The organism is Rhodoblastus sp. (genome assembly GCF_019449565.1).
In the GTDB taxonomy this organism is placed as follows: Bacteria; Pseudomonadota; Alphaproteobacteria; order Rhizobiales; family Beijerinckiaceae; genus Rhodoblastus.
The window spans coordinates 1-13,552 of record NZ_JAGRPM010000039.1; the positions used below are offsets into that span (position 1 = coordinate 1).

Annotated in this window: 14 protein-coding genes; 2 read left to right on the forward strand and 12 right to left on the reverse strand. The window is 61.9% G+C overall.

Going from position 1 to position 13,552, the window contains the following annotated elements; genetic code table 11:
- Nucleotides 1-124 precede the first annotated feature (124 nt).
- The 8 genes from QZ409_RS10135 to ccoN form a co-directional block, all read right to left on the reverse strand.
- Entirely contained in the window at nt 125-574 is a 450-nt protein-coding gene (locus tag QZ409_RS10135) for a peptidylprolyl isomerase (RefSeq protein WP_296710255.1), read from the reverse strand.
- A 64-nt stretch (nt 575-638) separates the two neighbouring features.
- Nucleotides 639-788 (reverse strand): cbb3-type cytochrome oxidase assembly protein CcoS, encoded by a 150-nt coding sequence (gene ccoS / locus QZ409_RS10140; RefSeq protein ID WP_296710258.1) that lies wholly within the window; start codon nt 786-788, stop codon nt 639-641.
- Complete coding sequence (locus tag QZ409_RS10145) at nt 785-1,633, reverse strand: DUF2189 domain-containing protein (protein WP_296710261.1); 849 nt, start codon at nt 1,631-1,633, stop codon at nt 785-787. Before QZ409_RS10145 ends, ccoS begins: the two co-directional genes overlap by 4 nt.
- Nucleotides 1,634-1,640: 7 nt before the next feature.
- On the reverse strand, nt 1,641-1,847 hold the full coding sequence (locus QZ409_RS10150; RefSeq protein WP_296710264.1) for a hypothetical protein: 207 nt from the start codon (nt 1,845-1,847) through the stop codon (nt 1,641-1,643).
- Entirely contained in the window at nt 1,844-2,722 is an 879-nt protein-coding gene (ccoP, locus tag QZ409_RS10155) for a cytochrome-c oxidase, cbb3-type subunit III (protein WP_296710267.1), read from the reverse strand. Before ccoP ends, QZ409_RS10150 begins: the two co-directional genes overlap by 4 nt.
- On the reverse strand, nt 2,713-2,871 hold the full coding sequence (locus QZ409_RS10160; RefSeq protein ID WP_296710271.1) for a cbb3-type cytochrome c oxidase subunit 3: 159 nt from the start codon (nt 2,869-2,871) through the stop codon (nt 2,713-2,715). The genes ccoP and QZ409_RS10160 overlap by 10 nt, the downstream gene beginning before the upstream one ends.
- A gap of 10 nt (nt 2,872-2,881) precedes the next feature.
- Nucleotides 2,882-3,625, reverse strand: coding sequence for a cytochrome-c oxidase, cbb3-type subunit II (gene ccoO / locus QZ409_RS10165; RefSeq protein ID WP_296710362.1), 744 nt, complete (start codon nt 3,623-3,625; stop codon nt 2,882-2,884).
- A 9-nt stretch (nt 3,626-3,634) separates the two neighbouring features.
- Nucleotides 3,635-5,323, reverse strand: a complete 1,689-nt coding sequence (gene ccoN / locus QZ409_RS10170; protein WP_296710274.1) for a cytochrome-c oxidase, cbb3-type subunit I — start codon at nt 5,321-5,323, stop codon at nt 3,635-3,637.
- Between the two features lie 416 nt (nt 5,324-5,739).
- Here ccoN and QZ409_RS10175 point away from each other — a divergent pair, with 416 nt between their 5' ends.
- Nucleotides 5,740-6,153, forward strand: a complete 414-nt coding sequence (locus QZ409_RS10175; protein WP_296710276.1) for a helix-turn-helix domain-containing protein — start codon at nt 5,740-5,742, stop codon at nt 6,151-6,153.
- Here the strand turns inward: QZ409_RS10175 and QZ409_RS10180 are convergent.
- Nucleotides 6,050-6,448, reverse strand: a complete 399-nt coding sequence (locus QZ409_RS10180) for a DUF3422 family protein (protein WP_342394835.1) — start codon at nt 6,446-6,448, stop codon at nt 6,050-6,052. The two genes, QZ409_RS10175 and QZ409_RS10180, sit on opposite strands and share 104 nt — an antisense overlap.
- 109 nt (nt 6,449-6,557) lie before the next feature.
- On the opposite strand from QZ409_RS10180, the gene QZ409_RS10185 reads away from it, so the two are divergent.
- A complete protein-coding gene (locus QZ409_RS10185) occupies nt 6,558-6,878 on the forward strand; it encodes a hypothetical protein (RefSeq protein WP_296710279.1) in 321 nt (106 codons plus the stop codon).
- A gap of 12 nt (nt 6,879-6,890) precedes the next feature.
- Here QZ409_RS10185 and QZ409_RS10190 read toward each other — a convergent pair whose 3' ends face one another.
- The 3 genes from QZ409_RS10190 to QZ409_RS10200 all read right to left on the reverse strand — a co-directional run bounded on the left by QZ409_RS10190 (nt 6,891) and on the right by QZ409_RS10200 (nt 13,482).
- Nucleotides 6,891-7,811, reverse strand: a complete 921-nt coding sequence (locus QZ409_RS10190; RefSeq protein WP_296710283.1) for a DUF2493 domain-containing protein — start codon at nt 7,809-7,811, stop codon at nt 6,891-6,893.
- 314 nt (nt 7,812-8,125) lie between these two features.
- Nucleotides 8,126-9,160 carry a toprim domain-containing protein gene (locus QZ409_RS10195; RefSeq protein ID WP_296710286.1) on the reverse strand — a complete coding sequence of 345 codons (1,035 nt, stop codon included), beginning with the start codon at nt 9,158-9,160 and terminating at the stop codon, nt 8,126-8,128.
- On the reverse strand, nt 9,160-13,482 hold the full coding sequence (locus QZ409_RS10200) for a strawberry notch family protein (protein ID WP_296710289.1): 4,323 nt from the start codon (nt 13,480-13,482) through the stop codon (nt 9,160-9,162). Before QZ409_RS10200 ends, QZ409_RS10195 begins: the two co-directional genes overlap by 1 nt.
- Between the last annotated feature and the right edge of the window lie 70 nt (nt 13,483-13,552).

The window sequence follows — 13,552 nt, forward strand, 5'->3', positions numbered from 1 at the left end:
ATCGCCGACGGCGCTCGGCGCCGGAAATAACCGTCATTCGTCCCATGCTGCGCAGCTAACCTCGCTCATAAAGCCGACTTAGCTGCGAAGCATCGCTCTGGGGCCCTAATTACTGCAAGGCGCGTCACGCCGAAGGGATACCGAGCCGGAACAGCGCCTGTTCGAATTCAGGCACGACATCGCCCGGGCCAATCTGGCCGAGATTGCCACCGTGCCGCCCAGACGAGCAGTTGGAAAGCTCGGCGGCCATCGCGGCGAACCGTTCGGGGTCGCGCAGCAATTCGTTGAGCGCCGCCTCCGCCCTGGCGCGGACTTTCGGAACGGCCGTCAGGGGCGTCACCTGAAACAGAATGTGGCGCGCATGCACCAGGTCGCCGCAGATGGATTCGTGCGGATGCTTCTCGTAATAACGCCGGCGCTCTTCGTCGGTGGGCGCCGGCGTGACGACCTCGCGGGCCAGCAGTCCCTCGATAGCGTTATCGATTTCAGCTTCATCTTTTTCGGCACCGTCCAGCAGCTTCACGGCGACCGCTCGCTGCCTCAGCTGTTCCCGCGCGGCGGAAAGCTTCGTCAAACTACGTCCGCGTTACGCGCCCAACTCAAGCTAACGAACGCCATCGATTTTACGGGTCCAAGCCCTAAAGTGGCCGGTCGTCATCATGGAGAATACGCTCCGCCGCCCCTTGCAAGTCATCGTATTGGCCATCGCCAAGCGACCAAAAGAAGGCGGCGAGGCCGATCACGCCCATGAACAATGAGACAACAATCAGGAGTATCATATCGCTCATACGGTCGATCGCCCGATGTCCTGGGCCGATGCGACGCTTACCGGCGGGGCGCTCATTGCTCGATAGGCGTGCCACGCGCCGTGGCCGACAATCGGGAAGAGAATGAGCAGTCCGAGGAAGCCCGTCGCCAAGGAGACAAGCATCAGCGCCAATACGATCGCGCCCCACGCGAGCGCTGCGCCGAGGTTGTTCCACACTAACGCCACGCTCGAACCCATCGCGGTGAACGCGTCGACCTGCTCGTCGAGCAGCATCGGCAGCGAGAAGGCGCTGATCGCGAAGGAGAAAGCGGCAAAAATCGCGCCGACGAACGTTCCCACGATCAAGATCATCCAGCCAACCTCAGTTGTGAACAAGACCTGCGTAATGTTTTGAAAACCCGGAAAAGGGCGCACTCCGAAGAAGAGCGCGTAAATGATCACGGCCGCGCGAAGCCACGTCAGCATCAAGAGAGAGAGAAGCGCGCCGGTAAAAAGAACCTGTCCGCCCGACGCCGGCCTCACGAAAATCATCGAATTGAACGTCGGCCGCTCGCCGGCCTCAAGACGACGGCTCTTCTCGTAAAGCCCGAGCGCGAGCAGCGGTCCGACGACCATGAAGCCGGACAGAGCGGGGAGCAGGATGTAATCCGCGCCGAAGCGAAAAAGACCGAACACGACGACGTCTGAAACGAGAAAAACGAGGACGCCGTACGCCAGGCTTTGGCCCGGATAAGCGGTAAAATCGCGCCAACCGGCCGCCAGCCAGTCGAGGGCCGACTTTGCGGAGACGTCGCGCTTCCATCGTTGTACGTGCGGCAACGGCGGAGAGACGGGAGGAAGGCTGCTCGACACGTTTCGCTCCATTCTCGCCCTATGGCGCGCAGGCCGATTCCGCCGCGCTGAAGACGCCATCGCGGAGAGAGCTGTCGCCGAGTTGTTTATGGGGTATGCAATGCGGATCGGTCGCGAACGCGACCTGGATCATTCTCCAGTTCGCGGCGGCGAACAACAACGTCGCGCCGACCACGAGGATCCATGTCACGGCGTGGACCCGAAGAGCCGAGACCTTGGCTTTCACGGCGCTTTGCCTCGCATGTCGACGATGTACAACGCCAAAATCTTCCGTTGCGTCACAGAAAGCCGGTTCTCCCACGTCGGCATGTGGCCTTGGCGACCGCCCCAGACCGTTTCGTGCAAGGTCGCCAGGTCCCCGCCGTAGAGCCAGGCGTGGTCGCGAAGCGTCGGCGCGCCCATGTCGGGATTGCCTTCGGCATTCTCCCCGTGACAAGCGGCGCAATTGGACGTGAAGACAGCTTTCCCTGCCGTAACCGCTGAGGCGGAGCCGTCAGGAGCACGGTTGGAAAGGCTCGCGACATAGGCGACGACGTCATTGACGTCGGCTTCAGAGATCATCTTGTCGCGGCCCCAGGCCGGCATTTGCGACGCTCGCGATTTCGGATTGGCCGAGTTGACGCCGTAACTGATCGTATCAAAAATCGCATCGGCCGAACCGCCCCACAGCCAATGATCCGTCATGAGGTTCGGGAATCCCTTTTGACCTTTTAGATCCCGCCGATGGCAAGCGGCGCAATTGTCGTTGAATAGCGCCGGCCCGACGTCGCGCACCGCGCTCATGAGGGCCGCATCCTTCTGGATCTCGGCGAAAGGCTTTTGCGCGATCTGCTCCGCCCAGTCGCGCCGCGCCACGGCCGCCTTCGCCAGGGCGGCCTCGACATCGGTTTTTTGGTCCTCGCCGAGCAATCCCTTGGTGAAGCTCTTGCCCGTCGGCCACGCGGGCAGCAGGATCCAAAGCACAACCGCGACAGCGAAGAAGATTGCGAAAATGATGTAGATCACCTTTGGGACGGCCGTGTTCAGTTCAATGATGCCATTCCATTCGTGACCGGTCGTCAAATGGCCGGTATATGGATCTCGCTCTTGTTTTACCGCCACGGCTTATCCTCCTCTCCTTCGTCGAGGACGGCTTTCGCCGCCTTCCGGAACCGTTCGCGGTTGGCCGGCCAATAGGCGTACGCGATCACGGCTACGGACAGGCCGATGAAGATAAAAAGTCCGTAGGCTTTGGCGAAGATCGCCAGCATTGCGTAAAGGTTAGTCATTGTCTGGCGGCTTTTTATTTGCGCCGGCGTCATCCTCGATGTTGGTCTGTTTGCCGACCATCTGCAGATAGGCGACGAGCGCGTCCATTTCGGTCACCCTCGACGTTGAACCGGCAAATTCGCGGACGTTTGTCGCCTCGCCATAACGCTTGAGGAGCGCGGCGGCACCCGAGGAATCGGCGGCGACCTGGGCGGTCGCGTCGGCGGACGCGTTGTCGATCATGTCCCGCGTATAGGGCACGCCGACGGCGCGCAGGGCGGCGAGATTTTCGCCCAACTCCGCCGTCTTCAAGTCCCTTTGCGCGAGAAAAGCATAGCGCGGCATGATCGACTGCGGGACGACCGCGCGCGGGTCGATCAAATGCCGAACATGCCACTCGTCGGAATATTTTCCGCCGATCCGCGCCAGATCGGGCCCGATGCGCTTCGAGCCCCAAAGCATTGGATGGTCGTATTTCGACTCCACTGCAAGCGAATAATGGCCGTAGCGATCGACCTCGTCCTGGAGCGTGCGGATCATTTGCGAATGGCAGAGATAGCAACCTTCGCGGACGTAAATGTCGCGGCCGGCCACCTCGAGAGGCGTCAGGACTCGCATATTCGGCGCCGCCTCGACCGTGCCCTCGATCGTGAACAAAGGCGCGATTTCGACCAAACCGCCGATGCTCGCGGCGACGACGATGCCGATAAGAAGCGTCGTCGTTCTACGCTCAAGGCGATAGTGGACGTTGAACAACATCTCGGATCACTCCGCAGGCCGGGGTAATGGGGAAGACGCAGGCCGGGGTAGCGGGACCGGGCCGAGCGCGTCCTCGACTTTGCGCCGCGCCGGCCCGAAAGCGTCTACAGGCGTGCGTACGGTCTTGAAAACGTTGTAGCAGCAGACCAAAACGCCGATCAGGAAGATGAGGCCGCCGAGGGCGCGCGCGATGTAATAGGGATGCATCGCGACAACGCTGTCGACGAAGGAATAGGCGAGCGTGCCGTGCTCATTGTAGGTTCGCCACATGAGCCCTTGCAGGATGCCGGAATTCCACATCGCCAGCACATAGATCACCGCGCCGCTCAGCGCGCACCAGAAGTGCACTTCGACGAGGCGCGGCGAATACATCGACGGTTTTTTCCAGACCCAAGGCACCATCGCATAGAGCGAGCCGAACGTGATCATCGCCACCCAGCCGAGCGAGCCGGCGTGCACATGGGCGATCGTCCAATCGGTGTAGTGCGAGAGCGAATTCACGGGCCGGATCGCCATGAACGATCCCTCGAACGTCGTGAGGCCGTAAAATACCGCCGCGACCATCATGAAGCGCAAGGTCGCGTCATCGCGAACCTTGTCCCACGCGCCATTGAGGGTCATCAGTGCGTTCCCCGCCGACGCCCACGAGGGCACGAGGAGCATCAGGGAGAATGACATCCCCAGGATCTGCACCCACTCCGGCAAAGCCGTATAGTGGAGATGGTGCGAGCCCACCCAAATATAGAAGAACGTGATGCCCCAGAAGCTAATGATAGAGATTCGATAGGAGTAAATCGGCCGTCCAGCCCGCTTCGGCATGAAATAATAGAGCATGCCGAGGAAGCCGGCGGTCAGGAAGAACGCCACCGCATTGTGGCCGTACCACCATTCTGTCATCGCATCCTGGACGCCCCCGAATAAAGAATAGCTTTTGGCGCGCGTGAATGAGATCGGAACGGCGAGGTTGTTGACGACGTATAGGATGGCGACGATGACGATGAACGCAAGATAATACCAGTTCGCAACATAAATATGGGGTTCTTTTCGCCTTGCGAGCGTCCTTAGGTAGATAATGAGGTAAACGATCCAGACCGTCACCAACCAAAGACCGGCGTACCATTCCGGCTCCGCATATTCTTTGGACTTTGTGACCCCCATCAAATAGCCGGTCGCGCCCAGGACGCAGAAGAGGTTGTATCCGAGAACCACGAACAGCGGCGCCACCTGGTCGGGCATACGCGCACGCGAGCTTCGCTGAACGACATAGAACGACGTCCCGATAAGAGCGTTGCCGCCGAAGCCGAAGATTACGCCGGTCGTGTGGTCGGGCCGGATTCTGCCAAAGGAGGACCAAGGCAGATCGAAACTGAGACTCGGCCACGCGAGTTGAAGCGCCGCCCAGAGGCCGAAGAGCATGCCAACTACGGCCCAAGCGAGCGAAAAGACAACCGCGACTTTGATTGGCTCATCGTAATACGAGCCGGCGCGATCCACATTGGACGGCGGCAAATTGTAGCACCGGATCAGGAATATCGTTGCGACGAGACCATATGCCATGACCACGTAGCCGTGGATGCCGAAGGGATCGCCGTTTCCCAATGCAGCCATCGTCAACCCGATGACAGTGACGCATATCGCGATGGCGAGAGCCGCCTGCCGCTCTCCAGTGGTGAGCGTTCGAATGATCTCTTTCATCTCTCGCCTCTATCTTCGGCGGCGATGCTCTGACCTCTCCACATCATCCAGTCGGACTGGAGTCTGGGATTGAGCTTCGCGCCAGCGAATGAATAGCGGGCGTAACAGCCCGTTCACTAAGTAGGCCGGTTGATCAATCGCCTCGAGCACGGCGAGGTAAAGAGCGCGTCGATTTTTCGCGATTGACCACGGCTACATTGGCCAAGACGAGAGTATCGGCGGCTTGATAGGCGAGAATAAGCGCGTTTTTTTTGCGCATGCGGCTCCCTGGCAAGATTATGCGCCAATAGGCTCAGTAGTCGGAGAAGCTATAGCTTTCCGCGAGGCGCAGGGTTAAGAACCCCATCCCTGGACGTCTCCGAGCGACCCGTGCCAACTATATCGCATTACGATAATTCTCAACCATAGATTCAGCGATGTCAAGAAGATCTGCCCCCCTGCACGACAGCGACTATGCCGCGCTCGCCGATTTCCGGGCCGCGCTGCGAGGTTTCACCGCCTTCAGCGAAACGAAAGCCGCCGAGGTCGGGCTGACGCCCCGGCAGCATCAGGCGCTGCTCGCGATCCGAGGGAAGGCGCCGGGACAGGCTACGATTGGCTATGTCGCCGAGCGGCTGATCCTGAAGCCGCACAGCGCGTCTGAACTGGTTGACCGGCTTGATGCAATGGGCCTTATCATTCGCCAGACTGCCGCAGGGGATCGACGCAAGACTATCCTCGTTCTCACTAATCAAGCCAACGCACTTCTCGCAGCCCTGTCCGCCTCGCATCGGGAAGAAATCCGGCGGCTAAAGCCACTTCTGCTCGATCTGCTGAACCGTTTCGGCTGATGCGCTGTGTGACCCCATCACCGCAACTCCCAGTCGCCCAATGCGAAGTGATAAAATTCGGCATCCTCCGGGGGGCCTTCTCCCCGCTCGCTTCGCATAACGCGAGAATTGCCCGGCGGTCCGCGCGTGCTTCCTCGTCACTGGTTGCAAAGGCGAAATGATAGACGCGCCGTGGCGCCTCAACAGGAAGGAAAGGGCGCGCATGGAGTTCGGCGAGGATGGCGGAGCGCGCTTCGTGTTCGCTCATGCGTGTCTGGTCATTTGCCATGCCGTGCCCGCCGTTCGGGCGCTCCATTGTTTTTTATCCTCTCATTCGCTCAAGGCAATTCCCGGTATAAACCGGTCGCCGCGCCTCAGCTATTTTCGTAGCGCCCCAGCACGTTAATGCCGAAATAGCAAAGAGTGTGAAGCCGCTTGCAAAATCGATCCCTGATTCAGCAAGCCGCGCGCGGGCCAAGATTGCAAACCTCCTGGCGGCGCAGCAAGCGCGGCCCAGCCGGCGAACAACAACCAAGAGCCAAATCGAACGAGCATCCGATTTTGGCCATATCTTGCCCTTCGGTCTAAGACTGCTTGCCGCCGTCGTCGAAGGTTTTGACCGCGAATTTCCGGAAAGGGTCAAAATCGCCTGTTCGGGCGTTGACCGCTTTCTGCCGATGCCTGTCGACGGCGCACCCCTGCGGGGTGTGCCTAAGGCCGGAGCACGACAGCAAGATATTGCGTGATAAGCGACCGGACTAGCCACGGTCGAAACGATAGACCGGAATGCCCATCTTGCGGGCCTTATCGGCAAGATTGTCCTGAATGCCCGTGCCGGGGACAATGATGACGCCGATCGGCATCACGTTCAGCATCTGATCGTTGCGCTTGAAGGGCGCGGCCTTGGCGTGCTTGGTCCAGTCGGGCTTGAACGCGATCTGTTGCACCTTGCGGGTGTCTGCCCAACGAGCGGCGATTTTCTCGGCGCCTTTCGTCGATCCGCCATGCAGCAGCACCATGTCGGGATGTTTGGCGTGGACCTGATCGAGCTTGGCCCAGATCAGCTTGTGATCGCCGGCCTCGCCGCCGGAGAAGGCGATTTTCGGACCGGCGGGCATGAGCACTTGCGTTTCCGCGCGCTTCTTCGCCGCAAGGAATTCTCGGCTGTCGATCATTGCAGAGGTGAGATTGCGATGATTGACCATGGAGCCGGCGCGCGGTCTCCAGCTTGAGCCCGTCTGCCGCTCGAAATGCTCCGCGGCCTGGTCGCGCATCAGTTCGAATGCATCGCGGCGCTCGATCAGGGTCTGACCTTCAGCCGTCAGGCGCTCCAGTTCGACCGATTTGACCTCGCTGCCATCCTGTTCCTTTTGCAACCGGCGTTGCGCCTGCTCGTTATCATCGAGTTCGCGTTCGATGCGGCTGGCGGCGCGGTGGAACAGGTTGACCGTCGACCAGAGCAAATCTTCGAGATCGGGTTCGAGGCGCGTGTCGGACAGCGTGGCGATCAAAGCATCGAAAATATCGGCTATGGCGCCGGCGACACGATTGCCCTCGGGGAGGGGCCGCGGATCAGGCTCGTCGGCGAAGGGACGAAAGCCATAGAGCTGAAGCTCTTGCAGGACATGGTCGGTTGGAGAGGAATGATGCCGGGGTTCGAGGGTGCCGCGCTCGTTCATGGGATGCTCCGTCGGATTGGACCGCGCCCGTCGCGGCCTTCCTGGGCGCCGGAGCCGGCGGGCGGGCGGGACCTGCACCCGGAGCGAAGCGCAGGGCCGCAGCGTCAGCGGAGGATGGCGAAGGCCGGCGATTTTGCTTCGCGATGCAAAGGCGCGCAGCGCCGGCGGAAAATCGTCGGCCGCAGCCATTGCCGGTCCTGACCGTTTGCCGGCCGATCGCCCCTCTGGAAGGCCCCGGGCGCGGCTCTTTCCGACGGTTGCGCCACAACCCGAAGCACCGACGCTTCGAGTTCCCGTGCTCCTCCCATTTCCGGCTATGCCGCAAGGCTCATGAAGCGCGCGACGTCCTCCGGCGTGACCTGTACCCGCACATGCGCCCGAAGCGTGGCAATGCCAAAGCCGACCAGATCGTCATTGAAGTCGCCGAGCATCGGCGTCAGCGCGACCGCCTCGATTCCGGCCTCGTTCGCTCGTTGCGTCAACTGGTCGCGCGCCCAGTCGCCAGCCGGATCCTTATCGCAGGCGATATAGAGGCGGCGTAAGGAAGGTGGGAACAGGATGGCGGCGAGATGGGCAGCGGAGAGCGCCGCCGCCATCGGCATATGGGGCAGGGCGGATTTCAGGGAGAGGATGGTTTCGACGCCTTCTCCCACCGCCATGATTTCGGACGGACGACCGAAACGAACCGCGTGACCGAGCAGGTCGCCCATCGCTTTGCGCTGCGTGTCGATCGGCGCCTTGCCCGAGCCGTCAGGCGAAAGCCAGGTGCGCTGCGCGCCGGTGACCGCCCCGGCAAGATCGGTGACGGCGGCGATCATGGCTGGCCATGTCTGCGTCGGGCCATGGTCGTCTGGCCGATAAAAGCAGTGTGGATGGAAGCGCAGATTGGCCAAATCGCGGAAGACAGCGATCCGGCGTTGGCGCAAATAGTTCTCAGCGGTTGTGCCGGCGATCGGTTGGGACATCGCCCATAACCGCCGCGCGGCTTCGGTTGAACCTGATCGCGCTTTGTCGCCTCTTGGCGCAAGCTTAAATTGCGCCACCTGCGGCAAACCAAGGAAGCGGCGGGCTTCTTCGGCGACATCGCAGAATTCGGTCAGGCCGCACACTTCGCGGATGACATCGAGAAGGTCGCCATGTTCCCCAGTGGCGGCGTCGAGCCATTTTCCGGCGCGGCCTTTTCGCGAATCCCTCAGCCGGACGAACATCGAGCGGCCCGGAGTGTTGCGAACATCGCCGACAAGCCAATAATTGCCCTGGCGGCGGCCATTGGATAGATAATGGCGGCATGTCGCCTCGGCGTTCTGGCCGAGGCGACATGCAAGATCGGAGGCGTCGCTGCGGGGCATCACGCCGCCTCGCGTTCGCAGACCCGTTCGATCGGATAGGTCTCGAACAGCCTGCCGAGCACCGTGACGCCATTGGCGTCCGCCGGCACGAAAAACCGCAGCTTCCACGAAATGATCTCGCTGAACAGGCCATAGGCCCGCAGCCGCTCACGCATGGCTTCGCCAAAGCCCGCCAATTCGATGCGATTGGCGCCCATGACCCGCGACCGGCGAAGCAGAAGCCCTTCGGCAAGTTGGAGAATTGCCGCGCCTTCCAGCAGTACGGTATGCGCGTCCTCTGGGCTCAGCGGCGCCATGCCGGGCATCGCGGCATTGGCGGCCCAGGCTGCGGAGACGCGACGACCGATGATCCTTTCGCCTTCATCGGTCTGGAGCCGATAGACGCGCGTCGATTCATCTGGAAGCCGCTTCCACACCGGCAACAAAAGGCCCGCGACAACATGCAGGATGTTTTCGGAAAATTCCGGCAATTGCGCCAATTCGGCGTTCCAGCCGGCGACGAAAACATCCCGTTCGGCTTCTCGCCAATGGCTGTCGTCCATCATTTTCAGCGAGGCGTGATGCTGCTCCATCGGCCTGACCAGCCGGACGCGTCGCTCGATCTCGCCGTCATCGAGCATGATCGACGGCGCCGGCGTTTGAACCGCGGCGCGGCCCGAGCGCTCATTGACCAGCAATGTCCCTTGGCCATCGCACAGGTAGGCCATGGCGTCATCAAGCGCGACCGGGCGGTTGCGCCGCTTTTCCGCAATCGTCAGCAAGCGGGTTTCGGCGCCGCTCGACGGATGGGTGTAGATGGCGCGCCGATCCGTGACGACAAAACTCTCGGCCGTCAAGGTTTCCAATCCGAGATCATAGACGCCGGAGGCGACGGCGCCGGCAATCTTGGCGTCGAGCAATTGTTCGAAGGCGGTGAACAGCACGCCTTGAAGCGCGATGGTCAGAGCCAGCAGGCGGTTGAGGAAAGTGGTGATTGGCGGCAGGTCGTCCTTGACGCCATTTGCATCCACGAGTTTCAGGCCGGTCGCCTCCTCGAACCTCTCCAGAGAACAGCCTTCGATTTTGCCTCGCGCCAGCAGCAGATAGAGCTGCCGCAGCGCGTCTCGGGCATAGACGCTTTCGAGATTGTCTTCGGGTCGAAACAGGCCCTGGCCGCCGGTCTGACGCTGGCCGCGGGTGATCGCTCCCAATGTGTCGAGCCGGCGGGCGATGGTGCTGAGAAAGCGCTTTTCCGCCTTCACATCGGTCGCAATCGGCCGGAACAAAGGCGGCTGCTTCTGATTGGTGCGGTTGGTGCGGCCAAGCCCCTGGATCGCCGCATCCGCTTTCCAGCCGGGCTCCAACAGATAATGGACGCGCAGCCGCTGATTCCTGGCCGACAGTTCCGCGTGATAACTGCGCCCGGTCCCGCCCGCGTCGGAAAACACCAATATGCGTTTCTTGTCGTCCATGAATGCGGCGGTTTCCCCGAGATTGGCGGAAGACGCACGATTTTCGACCACCAGCCGGTCGCCGCCCGCTACGGACTTGCGGATGATGCGGCGCGAGCGGCCGGTCACTTCGGCGACCACATCCACGCCAAAGCGCTGCACGATCTGGTCGAGCGCGCCGGGAACCGGAGGCAAACCCGCCAGATGTTCGATCAGATTGTCGCGGCGGCGGACCGCCTCACGGCTTTCGACCGGCTGGCCGTCCCGATAAACCGGCCGCGACGACAGATTGCCCTCGCCGTCGGTGAAAGGCTCGTAGAGCTGAACCGGGAAGGAATGGGCGAGATAGTCCAGGACATATTCCCTCGGCGTAATATCGACGCGAACGTCGTTCCATTCCTCCGTGGGGATTTCGGCGAGGCGGCGCTCCATCAGCGCCTCGCCGGTCGAGACGATTTGCACCACGGCGGCATGGCCCTGTTGGAGATCCCGCTCGACGGACGATACAAGCGTCGGCGTCTTCATGCTGGTGAGCAAATGGCCGAAAAAGCGCTGCTTGGCGCTCTCAAACGCCGAGCGCGCCGCGGATTTGGCCTGCCGGTTCAATGTCCCTTCCGAGCCGGTGATGTTGGCGGCCTTCATCGCGGCGTCGAGATTGTTATGGATGACGGCAAAAGCCCCGGCATAGGCGTCATAGATGCGGCGCTGCTCGTCGGTGAGTTTGTGCTCGAGGAGTTCATATTCCACGCCGTCATAAGACAGCGAGCGCGCGGTATAGAGGCCGAGCGCCCGTAAATCGCGAGCCAGAACTTCCATGGCGGCGACGCCGCCATCCTCGATCGCAGTGACGAATTCCGCGCGGGTGGCGAAAGGAAAGTCCTCGCCGCCCCAAAGGCCCAGCCTCTGGGCATAGGCAAGATTATGAACCGTCGTGGCGCCGGTCGCGGAAACATAGACGATGCGAGCGTTAGGCAGCGCGTGCTGAAGGCGCAACCCGGCGCGGCCCTGCTGCGAGGCAGCGATCTCGCTGCGCTCGCTTTTGCCACCGCCAGCATTTTGCATGGCGTGGCTTTCATCGAAAATCACCGCGCCGTCAAAATCGGCGCCCAGCCATTCGACGATCTGTTTGACGCGCGAGATTTTCTCGCCACGATCATCCGAGCGCAGCGTCGCATAGGTCGTGAACAGGATCCCTTCCGCCAGCGCGATTTTCCTGCCCTGCGGGAAGCGCGAGAGCGGCGTGACCAGCAGGCGCTCCATGCCGAGCGCCGACCAATCGCGCTGGGCATCCTCGATCAGCTTGTCGGATTTGCTGATCCACAGCGCCTTGCGGCGCCCGCGCAGCCAATTGTCGAGAAGAATTCCGGCGGACTGGCGGCCCTTGCCCGCGCCTGTGCCATCGCCAAGCATGAAACCGCGACGAAAGCGCACCGCGCCCTCAGCACCTTCGGCGGCGGCTTTGACCAAGTCGAAGGTCTCATCGACCGTCCAGGCGCCGGCGAGAAACTCGCCATGGGCTTCGCCTGCATAAATCACGGTTTCGAGCTGAGCGTCGGATAGCAAGCCGTCGCTGACGATGTATTGCGGAAGCCTCGGCCTGTAGCTCGGTTTGGGCGGGGCGACGCTGGCCATGGCCGCCGACTGCACCAGCCGGGTCGGATGGGGCAGGGCGCCTGAAATCCGAATCGACTGCAATCCATAATCTTCGTAGATCGCCTCGGTCAGACGCCCGCCTTCCGGAGGCGTCCAGTCCACGGCTTCATAGACGAGATCGACTGCTTCCAGCTCGTCTAGGGTTTGCCGGCGGAGGATGGCGGTTGTTCCGCTCGATCGTCCGGGCCTGGTCGTTGCGGCGGGGGGCAGGGGGCTTTTCGCCGGGGGCGGCGAGACAGGGAGACGGGTAGGGACATGCCGCTTGATCCAACCAAGCAAAGTCGCGACGTCGGGCGCGACACCGACGGAGGCAGGGAATTGGTTTGGATTTTCGGCTGGGCGCTTGTCAAAGACCGTGAGCCGCGTCGCGAAATTCGTACCGTGCCGGGAATAGACCGCGCCATCGATGGCGGCAGTGAAGACCATGGCGGCGCGTTCCTGCAAGCCCACGAAAGCCTCGCGCCATGCCGGCGTCTCCGGCGAGAGATTGGCGCCGGTGATGGTCACCAAACGGCCGCCGGTCTCCAAACGGCCTAATGCCGAGGCGATATGGCGAAGGGCGGCGTCGGCCACGCGTCCCTCCACATGCGCCATGGCCGAGAAGGGCGGGTTCATCAGCACGACGGTCGGCGCGGCGCTGCCGGCGAGATGATCGTCGATCTGCGCCGCGTCAAAGCGGCTGACGGATGCTGCCGGGAAAAGAGCAGCAAGCAAATCAGCGCGCGTTTCCGCCCATTCGTTGAGGATTAGCCGGCCGCCGGCGATTTCGGCGAGAACCGCGAGCAGGCCAGTACCGGCCGAGGGCTCCAGCACAACATCCGTCGGCGCGACGGCGGCGGCGGTGAGCGCCGCAAGGCCCAGCGGGACCGGCGTAGAAAATTGCTGAAGCGCCTGGCTCTGTTCGGAGCGCCGCGTATGGCTCGGCAAGAGCCCGGCGATTTTGGTCAGGGCAGCAAGACGCGCCGCTGGCGAAGCATTCTTGCGAAAAAGGGCGCGACCATATTTGCGGAAAAACAGCACACTCGCTGCCTCGCATGCCTCATAAGCGTCTTTCCAGTTCCAAGCGCCCGACGAATCCGATGCGGCGAAGGCCAGCTCCATGGCTTCGCGCAGAATAGCGGCCTCGATGCGTTCGCCACGTTCGAGATTGGGAAGAAGAGCCTGTCCGGCGGAGAAGATTGCGGCGGCGTTGGAACCGGACGCGACCGGCGCGGCGATCACGGGGGACAAAATGTTCATGGGAAGAGCCCTTGGAGAGCGGCAAGGGAAAAGGCCGGATGGCGCTCTCTCTCAAACCGCCCGGACCTAT